Annotated in this window: 9 protein-coding genes and 1 pseudogene; 3 read left to right on the top strand and 7 right to left on the bottom strand. The window is 69.6% G+C overall.

Annotation, left to right across the window (positions count from 1 at the left end; genetic code table 11):
- Window positions 1–67: 67 nt before the first annotated feature.
- Window positions 68–1,928 (bottom strand): annotated as a pseudogene (gene ggt / locus STRAU_RS14840) (gamma-glutamyltransferase).
- A 104-nt stretch (window positions 1,929–2,032) separates the two neighbouring features.
- Between ggt and STRAU_RS14845 the strand changes: the two are divergent.
- The 3 genes from STRAU_RS14845 to STRAU_RS14855 all read left to right on the top strand — a co-directional run bounded on the left by STRAU_RS14845 (window position 2,033) and on the right by STRAU_RS14855 (window position 5,858).
- Entirely contained in the window at window positions 2,033–2,791 is a 759-nt protein-coding gene (locus STRAU_RS14845; RefSeq protein ID WP_203227409.1) for a hypothetical protein, read from the top strand.
- A gap of 139 nt (window positions 2,792–2,930) precedes the next feature.
- The gene (locus STRAU_RS14850; protein ID WP_016641147.1) at window positions 2,931–4,145 is read left to right on the top strand and encodes a L,D-transpeptidase; all 1,215 of its coding nucleotides are present in this window, start codon (window positions 2,931–2,933) and stop codon (window positions 4,143–4,145) included.
- A gap of 117 nt (window positions 4,146–4,262) precedes the next feature.
- The gene (locus STRAU_RS14855; protein WP_016641148.1) at window positions 4,263–5,858 is read left to right on the top strand and encodes an alpha/beta fold hydrolase; all 1,596 of its coding nucleotides are present in this window, start codon (window positions 4,263–4,265) and stop codon (window positions 5,856–5,858) included.
- Between the two features lie 47 nt (window positions 5,859–5,905).
- Here the strand turns inward: STRAU_RS14855 and STRAU_RS14860 are convergent, their stop codons facing one another.
- The 6 genes from STRAU_RS14860 to STRAU_RS14885 form a co-directional block, all read right to left on the bottom strand.
- Window positions 5,906–6,826, bottom strand: a complete 921-nt coding sequence (locus STRAU_RS14860) for an amino acid ABC transporter permease (RefSeq protein WP_016641151.1) — start codon at window positions 6,824–6,826, stop codon at window positions 5,906–5,908.
- Window positions 6,823–7,467, bottom strand: a complete 645-nt coding sequence (locus tag STRAU_RS14865; RefSeq protein ID WP_016641149.1) for an amino acid ABC transporter permease — start codon at window positions 7,465–7,467, stop codon at window positions 6,823–6,825. The genes STRAU_RS14860 and STRAU_RS14865 overlap by 4 nt, the downstream gene beginning before the upstream one ends.
- Before the next feature lie 9 nt (window positions 7,468–7,476).
- Window positions 7,477–8,385 carry a glutamate ABC transporter substrate-binding protein gene (locus tag STRAU_RS14870; RefSeq protein WP_037659511.1) on the bottom strand — a complete coding sequence of 303 codons (909 nt, stop codon included), beginning with the start codon at window positions 8,383–8,385 and terminating at the stop codon, window positions 7,477–7,479.
- 17 nt (window positions 8,386–8,402) lie between these two features.
- A complete protein-coding gene (locus STRAU_RS14875) occupies window positions 8,403–9,146 on the bottom strand; it encodes an amino acid ABC transporter ATP-binding protein (RefSeq protein WP_016641152.1) in 744 nt (247 codons plus the stop codon).
- 121 nt (window positions 9,147–9,267) lie between these two features.
- The gene (locus tag STRAU_RS14880) at window positions 9,268–9,708 is read right to left on the bottom strand and encodes a DUF6278 family protein (protein ID WP_016641153.1); all 441 of its coding nucleotides are present in this window, start codon (window positions 9,706–9,708) and stop codon (window positions 9,268–9,270) included.
- A gap of 140 nt (window positions 9,709–9,848) precedes the next feature.
- Window positions 9,849–10,292: a DUF3093 domain-containing protein gene (locus STRAU_RS14885; protein WP_037659514.1), complete on the bottom strand. Its 444-nt coding sequence runs from the start codon at window positions 10,290–10,292 to the stop codon at window positions 9,849–9,851.
- Window positions 10,293–10,593: the final 301 nt, after the last annotated feature.

The following is a 10,593-nucleotide window of genomic DNA, read 5'->3' on the forward strand; positions in this document are numbered from 1 at the left end:
CACGGGACGGCGCGGGCCTCCTGGGATCACCCGGTGCGGCGAGCGCGAAGGCCGGACTGCGACCGGCTCACGACCGCGGCCGCACCACCATCGCCGACCCGCCGCCCCGCCGCTCCTTCTCGGCCGCCGCGAGCCACTGCCCGCCCGGGAGCCGCTGCACACCGGTCGCGGCCCCGATCTCCGGGTTCCGCTTGAAGGAGTGGCCGATCGCCTCGAGATCGCGCCGCACCTCGCTGTCCCACAGCCCCGGCTCCAACTCGGTCTGCGCGGCGTTGCGCTGGCTCGCGCGCGGCGCCGCGATGGCGTCCACCAGCGGCATGCCCCGGTCCAGGAAGCCCGTCAGGGTCTGCAGGACGGTCGTGATGATGGTCGCGCCGCCGGGCGAGCCGAGCGCGACGACCGGCCGGTCGCGCCCGTCGAGCACGATGGTCGGCGAGAGCGACGAGCGCGGCCGCTTGCCCGGACCCGGCAGGTTCGGGTCGTGCACGGCCGGGTTGGCCGGCGCGAAGGAGAAGTCGGTCAGCTCGTTGTTGAGCAGGAAGCCGCGCCCGGGCACGGTGATCCCGCTGCCGCCGGTCTGCTCGATGGTGAGGGTGTACGCGACGACGTTGCCCCATTTGTCGGCCACCGTGAGATGCGTGGTGTTCTCGCCCTCGTACGTCGTCGGGGCCGCCTTGTCCCCGCTGGCGCAGGGCACCGGACGCCGCGGGTCGCCGGGCGCGAGCGGGCTCTTGAGCACCGCGTCGTCCTTGATCAGGCACTCCCGGGAGTCCGCGAACCGCTGCGAGAGCAGCTGCTTCTTCGGTACGTCCTCGAAGGCGGGGTCGCCCACCCAGCGCCCCCGGTCGGCGAACGCGACCCGGCTGGCCTCGATGTAGCGGTGCAGATAGCGCTTCTGCGAGGCATTGGAGAGGTCGGTGCGCTCCAGGATGTTGAGGGCCTCGCCGACGGTGGTGCCGCCGGAGGACGAGGGCGCCATGGAGTAGACGCCGAGCCCGCGGTAGGACGTCTTCGTCGGGGTGCGGCGCTTTACCTCGTAGTCGCGCAGGTCCTTCATGGACAGGTCGCCGGGGCGCGCCTTGCGGCCGGAGTCGGGGTCCACGGGTGGTTCGTTGACGGTGCGGACCAGGTCACGGCTGGTAGAGCGCGTCGACGCCCTCGTGGCCCAACTCCTCGTACGTCCGCGCGAGATCGGGGTTCTTGAACGTCGAGCCGACCACGGGCAGCTTCCCGCCGGGCAGGAACAGCTTCGCGGTGGCGGGGAAATCCGCGAACCGCTCCTTGTTGGTCTCGGTCTGCGCGCGGAAGGTCTTGTCGACCGTGAAGCCGTGCCGCGCGAGCCGCTCGGCGGGCTTCAGGACCGTGCCGAGCCGCTTGCTCCCCCACGAGTCGAGCGCCTGCTCCCAGGTGGCGGGCGTGCCGGGGGTGCCCACGCCGAGACCGCTGGTGACGGCCTCCGCGAACGGCAGCGGCTTGCCGTTCTCCAGGAAGAGACCGGAGTCCGCGGTGCGCGGCGCGGTCTCGCGGCCGTCGAGGCTGCGTACGGTGCGGGACTTCGCGTCGTAGTACACGAAGTAACCGCCGCCGCCGACACCCGCCGAGTACGGCTCGGTCACGCCGAGCGCCGCCGCCGTCGCGACCGCCGCGTCCACGGCGTTGCCGCCCTTCTTCAGTACCTCGATGCCGGCGGCGGACGCGTCCGGGTCGACGCTCGCCACCGCGCCGCCGTGCCCGACGGCCACCGGGGTCTTTTCCGGGGTCGTAGCGGCCGATTCCGGTCTTGCGCCGGCTTCGGCCGCTGTGGCCGATTCGGCGCTCGTGCCTGTTTGCGCTGAGGGCGAAGGCGAAGGGGGCGCTGCCGCACCGACCGTCACCAACACCCCGCCGACCGTCCAAAGCGTCAGATTCCGTGCGACACCGCGACGCATTCGTACCTCCAGTCAACAGCCGTCTGCGCAGCGTAACTTCGAGCCCTCCGTGCCGCCATGGGCTCTTCGAACGAGGCTCCGAACGGCCGCTAGCATGCGCCCCCATGACTGAAGACGTGCGCTATCTCGTCCTCGGCCTGCTCACGGCCGCCCTGAGCGCGACCCTCGGCTGGTTCCTCCGTACGCAGCTGTGGAAGCGCAGGCTCCGGCGCAAGCAGGCGTTCTTCGGCCTGCCCGCGAACTCCGAGTCGCTGCTCGTGGTGAACCGCGAGGGGAGCGGCCCCGAGCTGACGGTGACGCGCCCCGACGTGTGCTCGCTCCTGGAGCTGGCCGCGCCGATCAAGGACTGCGGCGCGCACTCCCAGGTCGTCGCGCACGACGCGGTGCAGCAGGGCTTCGGGGAGCGCACCGAGTTCTGCGTCGGCAACCCGGCGGTGCACCGCCGCATGGCCGCGCACATGCACTCGCTGCTGCCCGGCGTGCGCGTCAACACCGACCCGGAGCCGGGCCCGGACCGGGGCGCCTTCCAGATCGGCGGCGAGCGCTACCGCATGGAGGGCGGCCGCACCGAGTACGCCATCCTGGCCCGCCTCACCGCCGGGCAGGCGCCGGAGGCACGGCCCGTCTTCCTCTTCTGCGGGCAGCGCGCCATCACCAACCAGGCCGCGACCCGCTATCTGGCCCGCCACCACGAACGCCTCGCCCGCAAGCACGGCAACAACACCTTCGCGCTGCTCCTGAAGGTCGTGAACTCGCAGGCGTACGGTCCTGACGTGGTCGAGCTCGTCGCGGACGTGACCCGCGCCGCCCAGGAGCCGATCCCGGCCCCGGCGCCCGCACGCACCTCGCATCGCGCCAAGTGAGCGCGGCCCCACAGAACGTATGCCGCGAATAACGCCTCTATGACGTAGTCGGCAATTTCCGGGCGACAGGCAACCCAAAGGGACCTTCCGCACTCTCACTCCGGGCAGGCAGTGAACATCCGCACGGAGGTAGGTTTCCTTGAGGTCCCGCAGGTCTCTGAGCTCGTCGAACGGCCGACGCTCCATACGCTCCCGCCACGCCGCCGTCGCGGGCGTCGCGGCCCTCGCGGCCGCCCTGTCCGCCTGCTCGGGCGGCTCCGACTCCGGCGACGACGCCAAGGCCGAGAAGCCGAAGGTCTCCGTGAACCTCACCGGCAGCCAGGCCGAGGCGGGCGTCCCGGTCACCGTGAAGCTGGCCACGGAGGACACAAAGCTGAAGGACGTCGCGGTCGCCGACGCCGAGGGCACGAAGCTGGCGGGCAAGGTCGCCGCCGACGGCCGCAGCTGGACCTCCGCGCGCAGGGCGGCGCCCGGCACCAGCTACACCGTGCTGGCCACCACCGACAAGGGCGGCGAGGCGAAGAAGGCGTTCAAGACGGCCGCGCCCGAGAAGGTCAACAAGGTCACGATCACGCCGGGCAGCAACCTCAAGACCGTCGGCGTGGGCCAGCCCCTGTCGATCGTCTTCGACCACCCGGTGAAGAACAAGGCCGAGGTGGAGAAGCACCTCAAGGTCACCACGTCGAACGACACCACCGGCTCCTGGGGCTGGATCAAGAACTACGACGGCAAGGACCGCGTCGACTGGCGCCCCCAGGAGTACTGGAAGTCCGGCACCAAGGTGGAGCTCGACGCCCAGCTCAACGGCGTCGACTCGGGCGCGGACGGCGGCTGGTTCGTGCGCGACTACGACACCGCCGTCACCGTCGGAAAGAATCAGGTCGTCAAGGTGAACCTGGACAACAAGACGGCGACGCTGACGCGGGACGGCAAGACCGTCAAGCAGGTGCCGATGTCGGCCGGCACCCCCGGCGGCGAGAAGGCGTCCTGGGGCGGCACGTCCGTCCTGATGGCCAAGGAGGGCACGATCAACATGCGCTCCGAGACCGTCGGCCTCGGCGACAGCTACGACAAGATGGTCGACTACTCGATGCGGCTGACCTGGTCGGGCATGTACGCGCACGCGGCGCCCTGGAACGCCTCGTACTTCGGCAACACCAACCACAGCTCCGGCTGCGTCGGCATGAGCACCTCCGACGCCTCCTGGCTGTACGGCCAGGTCCAGGTCGGCGACCCGTTCGAGGTCACGGGCTCCGGCTCCAAGGGCACCCCGGACCCGGGCAACGGCTACGGCGAGTGGAACCTGTCCTGGGCGGACTGGCAGGCCAAGAGCGCGCTGAAGTCGGCCTCTTGAGGTGACATCCGCGTCAACAATCGTTACCGGGGCGTAACTTACCGACGGGTTACCCCCGGTAAGAAACCGCGGTTACCGTTCGGTCACTTTGCACTTTCAACAAGTGAGGAGTGACCCGTGCGAGACCCCCACCAGTCCCTGCGGTCCACGACCGCGGGGGCCGTCTCCGCCGCCCTGATCGCGGGCGCCGCCTTCGGTCTGGCGCCCGCGGCCCAGGCCGCACCCGCCGAACGTCCCGCCGCGGCCGCCGCCGCGAGCGTGCGGTTCGTCGACATCCCCGGCGACGGCGGCACCGTCCTGAAGGCCAACGTCGTCACGCCCGCGGGCGCCTCGGCGAGCGGCACCTACCCCGTGATCGTGCTGCCCACCAGCTGGGCCATGCCGCAGATCGAATACATCGCGCAGGCCAAGAAGCTCGCCGCGGCCGGCTATGTCGTGGTCAGCTACAACTCCCGCGGCTTCTGGCAGTCCGGCGGCGAGATCGAGGTCGGCGGCCCCGAGGACATCGCCGACGCCTCCAAGGTCATCGACTGGACGCTCGAGAACACACCCGCCGACCCCGCCAAGGTCGGCATGGCGGGCGTCAGTTACGGCGCGGGCATCAGCCTCCTCGCCGCCGCGCACGACAAGCGCGTCAAGGCGGTCGGTGCGCTCAGCGGCTGGGGCGACCTCGTCGACTCGATCTACAGCGGCCGCACCCAGCACGCCCAGGCGGGCGCCCTGCTGGGCGGGGCGGGCATGCTGACCGGCCGCCCCAGCGCCGAACTCCAGCGCATCCTCAAGGACTTCCTCGGCTCCAACCTCGACAAGGAGCACGAGATGATCGCGTGGGGCACCAAGCGCTCCCCCACGACGTATCTGGACCGCCTCAACAAGAACGGCGCCGCGATCCTGCTCGCCAACGCCTGGGGCGACACCATCTTCCCGCCCAACCAGTACGCCCGCTTCTACGAGAAGCTGACAGGACCCAAGCGCCTGGAGTTCCGCCCCGGCGACCACGCGACCTCCGAGGCGACCGGCCTGCTCGGCCTGCCCAACGACACCTGGACGAACACCCGGCGCTGGTTCGACCGCTATCTCAAGGGCGAGAGGAACGGCATCGACCAGGAGCGGCCCGTCCAGCTCAAGTCACGCTCCACGGGCGGCTACGAGGGCTATCCGGACTGGAAGTCGGTCGGCGCGACCAGCAAGAAGATCGACCTCGCGGGCTCCAGCACGATCCGGACGAACGTCGACTCCGGCGCCAACGGCGGCATCGTGATGCTGTCCAACGCCCTCGACCAGTTCCTGAAGATCCCGCCGATGGCGTCGATGCCGCTGCTGCCGCGCCGGTACGCCGCCGTCTGGCAGTCGGAACGCGCCGACGCGGCCCAGCGGGTGCGCGGCACCGCGAAGCTGCACACCACGGTCACCAGCACCAAGGAGAGCGGAACCCTCGTCGCCTACCTCTACGACGTGGGCCCGCTCGGCCTCGGCAAGCTGGTCAGCAACGCGCCGTACACCTTCCACGGCCAGACTCCCGGCAAGCCGTTCGGCGTCGACCTGGAGCTGTTCTCCACGGCCTACGACGTCCCGGCAGGGCACCGGCTCGCCCTGGTCGTCGACACGGTCGACCCGCTCTATGTCGAGCACAACCCGTCCGGCGCGCAGCTGACCTTCTCCTCGCCGAGCACCGACCCGTCGTACGTGTCGATACCCCTGCGCGAGCAGTGATCTCCGGCTGCTGCCGGGCGGGCCTGGCCCTCCTGCTGCTGCTCCCGTCAGGGGCCGGGGGCCCTGGGGGGACCCCCGCCCGGCAGCAGCGTCCCTGGTTCAGCCGGGGCGACATCCACGGCCTCTGTCTTGGGACTGCGCCGCTGTCGCTTGGACACCCAGTAGGCGAACCACGAAAGCAGCATGCACATCCCGATGTAGATCGGTGAGATCACCATGACCACGGGGATGAAAGGCAAATCGTAGTCGAGATTCGACGCGATGAGCTTCCCGGCATGGAGGAACTCCTCGTAGGTGATCAGATAGCCGAGTGAGGTGTCCTTCAGGGCCACGACCAACTGGCTGATGATGGCGGGCAACATGGCCCGCGCCGCCTGCGGCACCAGGACGTACGACATGACCTGGGTCTTTCTCATGCCAAGCGCGTAGGCGGCCTCCCTCTGCCCGCGCTCGACCGAGTTGACGCCGGAGCGGAACACCTCGGCGAGCACGGAACCGTTGTAGAGCGTGAGCCCGGCGACCAGCGCCGGCAGCGGCTGGACCTTCAGCGCCACGAAGACGAAGAAGATCATCACGAGTACGGGCATCGCGCGGAAGAACTCCACGACGAGCGTGGCCACCCAGCGCACCACGCGGTGCTCCGAAAGACGGCCGGTGGCGAGCAGCGCGCCGAGCGCGAGCGAGAGGACGGCGGCGATGGCGAAGGCCTTCAGCGTGTTGCCGAGCCCGCGCAGGAGCAGTTCCTGGATGCCCTTGTACTCGAACGGCGTCCACTTGGTGGCGGTGAACTGGTCGGTGTCGAACAGCAGATACAGGATCCAGCCGACGAGCGCGACGATCAGGACGGTCGAGAGGATGCCGTAGATCAGGTGTCTGCGGCGGGTCCTGGGGCCCGGGATGTCGTAGAGGGCGGTGGCCTCGGGTCCGGGAACGGGAACAGGGGCGGTGGCGGTGGCGGTGGTGGTCATCGGGCGACTCCCCAGCGCTTCTCGAGGATGTTGAAGACGGCGCTGATGGCGAGGGTGATGATCAGGTAGCCGAGGGCGATCCAGACGAAGGTCCAGATGATGCTGTAGCCCAGTTCGTTGAGTGTCTTGTACGTGCCGAGCAGCTCGGTGACGCTGAACGCGCCGGCGATGGCGGAGTTCTTGGCGAGCGCGATGAGCGTGGAGCCGACCGGTGAGATCACCGACCGGAACGCCTGCGGAAGCACCACGCCGGACAGGGTCTGACTGAAGGTCATGCCGAGACTGCGGGCCGCCTCGCCCTGCCCCGTGGGCACGGTGTTGATGCCGGAGCGCAGCGCCTCGCAGATGAACGCCGAGGTGTAGCAGCCGAGCGCGAGCACGGCGAACACCTCGAAGGGCAGCACGAGTCCGAACCGCGGCAGGCCGAGCAGCACCGCGAAGAACAGCAGCGTCAGGGGTGTGTTCCGCAGGACCGCCACCCACACCGCGCCGAACACCCGCAAGGACCCGACGGGCGCCACCCGGAACGACGCCATGACGAACCCGAGCGCGAGCGCGAGGAGCGAGGCGTACACGGTGAGTTCGACGGTGCCGAGGAAGCCGTCCCCGAAGGTGGAGAAGTTGTCTGTCAGTACGTCCACGACGCCTCCTCAGCTCGCCGGGTAGCGGTCGATGGCGGGCGGCTTCGGCGCCGGGACGCCGGAGAGCCCGAGGGTGGCCTCGTACGCCTTCGTCCAGTCGCCGTTCTTCTCCCGGGCGGCGAGGGCGTCGTCGACGGCGAACCGCAGCGCGTTGTCGCCGCGCGGGACGCCGACGCCGTAGGGCTCCTCGGAGAAGGGCTTGCCGACCAGCTTGAGTTCGTCGGGCACCTTGGCCGCGTACCCGATGAGGATCGCGTCGTCGGTGGTGACCGCGTCGACCTGATAGGTCAGCAGATTGTCGACACACACGGAGTACGTGTCGTACGCGACGAGCGTCGCCTTCGGGTAGTCCTCCTTGATGCGCTGGTACGGCGTGGAGCCGGCGGCGGAGCACACGCGCTTGCCGCCGAGGTCCTGGGGGCCCTTGATGTCGTCCTCGTCGTGCCGCACGAGCAGGCCCTGCCCGGCCATGTAGTAGGGGCCCGCGAAGCCGACGAGCTTCTTGCGGAGGTCGTTGATGGTGTAGGTGCCGACGTAGTAGTCGATCTGCCCGTTCTGCAGGGCGGTCTCGCGGTTGGCGGAGGCGACCGTCTTGAAGGAGATCTTGCCGGGGTCCAGGCCGAGGGAGGCCGAGACCATCTTGGCGATCTCGATGTCGAAGCCGGAGTACCGGCCGCTCGCCGGGTCCTTCTCGCCGAGGTAGGGCTGGTCCTCCTTGGCGCCGACGACGAACCGGCCGCGGCTCTTCGCCTTGCGCCAAGTGCCGGACTCCGGCAGCTGGAAGCCCTCGTCCACCTGGTACTTCGGCAGTTTCCCGGCCGCGGGGCCCTTGACCGGAGGGCTGCCCTCCTTGCCGCACGCGGCGGTGGCGAGCGCGGTGAGGACGAGCGCGGCGAACAGACGTGTCGTACGGAGCATGCTCACTCAGCCCCCCGTCAGTGCTTGAGGATCTTGGAGAGGAAGTCCCTGGCGCGCTCGCTCTCCGGGTGGGTGAAGAAGTCCTCGGGGGCCCGGTCCTCGACGACGCGGCCGTCGGCCATGAAGACCACACGATTGGCGGCCGACCGGGCGAAGCCCATCTCGTGGGTGACGACGACCATGGTCATGCCGTCCCGGGCGAGCTGCTGCATGACTTCGAGGACCTCGTTGATCATCTCCGGGTCGAGTGCCGACGTCGGCTCGTCGAAGAGCATGACCTTGGGATCCATGGCCAGTGCGCGGGCGATGGCCACGCGCTGCTGCTGGCCGCCGGAGAGCTGCGCCGGATACTTGGCCGCCTGCGAGGCGAGGCCGACGCGTTCGAGCAGCTCCCGGGAGCGCTGGTCCGCCTCGTCCTTCTTGCGGCCCCTGACCTTCACCTGGCCCAGGGAGACGTTCTGCAGCACGGTCTTGTGCGCGAAGAGGTTGAACGACTGGAAGACCATGCCCACTTCGGAGCGGAGCTGGGCCAGCGCCTTGCCCTCCTCGGGCAGGGGCTGTCCGTCGAGGCGGATCTGACCCGACTGGATGGTCTCAAGACGGTTGATCGTCCGGCAGAGCGTTGATTTTCCCGACCCCGAAGGGCCGATGACCACGACCACCTCCCCCTTGCCGACGGTGAGGTCGATGTCCTGGAGGACATGCAGCTCTCCGTAGTACTTGTTCACGTCACGCAGCTCGATCAACGGATCGACGGCCATGCCCAGACCTGCCCACTCTCAGCGGTGTCGGTCAGCGCAAACTATCCACGTGAAAACGGGACTTATTGGACGACACGCACTTATGGGCATTAACCGTATTTGAGGCTCCGTTGCCCGGCGGCTACGTCTCGGACGCCTCCGCGTAGACCTGGGACAACTCGGGAGTTCCCTGGACCGCCCAGTCGAGCCCCGCCGCGACCACCTGGATCTCCCGGCCCGAGGCGAGCCGCACCACCGGGGTGCCGCCGGGCAGGACGTGCCAGACCGCCCCTGCCACGGTCCGGACGATCACCGTGCCGAGGTAGAGCCCCGCGTCGTTGCCGAGCCAGGGCAGCGTCTCTGTGTCGTCGCGCCAGCGCGGCGGCAGCTGGTCGAGGGCCGCCAAGGACGCCGGGGAGTCGTCGAGTTCGAGTCCCGCGGCCCCGGCCTGCGAGCGCAGCAGTTCGCACTCGGAAAGCAGCTCGGTCACCCCGTCGGGATCCTCTTCGAAGGCGGCGGCCAGCTTGAGGCCCGGCTCGCTCGGGTGCCGCTTGCGCCACCTGTCCAGGAACGGAATGTTCATGACCGGCCTCTCCGTGGGGTGCCCGGGCGGTGCCCCGGGCGGGCCGGGGCGGCCGGGCGGCGGATCCGCGTTCCAAGGAATGTATCTTGCGGCAGTTGATCACGGAATCATATACATCGCGCCTTGCCCGTCTCTGCTGGTCAGCGGCGGGTGAAGGCCAGGATCGTGGCCAGGTTCATGGGGCGGCGGGTGGAGAGGTAGAGATAGGGGGCCCGGTGGTGCGGGCCGCGCAGCTCCACCCGCAGCGCGGTGGGGACGTAGGCGCGCAGCAGGAGCAGGGCGTACGCGTTCGCCTTGTACGTGCGCCACTCGAAGGCCTCGCCCGCGTCGAGGATCTCGGTGGTGCCGAGGTCGTCGATCGGGATGGCCCGGTCGCCCACGACGAGGGTGCCGGGCGTCACGACGATGCGGGCCGAGCCGTAGCGGTGGACCAGCGGGCCGAACACCGCGCCCACGAGGACGACGCCGGCCGCGGCGGCGACGGGCCCGAAGGGCAGCAGCAGACCGCCGAGGAGACAGCCCGCGAGCACGACGAGGAACCACCAAGCGGCCGGGACAGTCAGGCGCTCATCGTAAAGGTGCATGACGCCATCCTGGCACTGGTGTACGGGCCGGGGGCGCGGGGGCGCCCGTCCCCGGTCCTCCCCACCGCCGTACGTCCGCGTCCATGCCGCGTTCATTGACGGGCATCTGACTGCTCTTTAGTTTCAGCACGCACCGTCCGTAGCTTCAGCAGCTTTCCGTCCGTAGCTTCAGCAGCTTTCAGCACGTGTCGTTCGTGGCGACGCGTTGTGGGAGGGGTCCGTCGTGCGCAGACGTGTCTGGGGAACCGCCGCCGTACTCGCCCTGCTCACCGGTCTCGCGCCGGTGGCCGCCGCCGAGGCC

The sequence above is a fragment of the Streptomyces aurantiacus JA 4570 genome (assembly GCF_000414115.1).
GTDB classification, from domain to species: Bacteria; Actinomycetota; Actinomycetes; order Streptomycetales; family Streptomycetaceae; genus Streptomyces; species Streptomyces aurantiacus_A.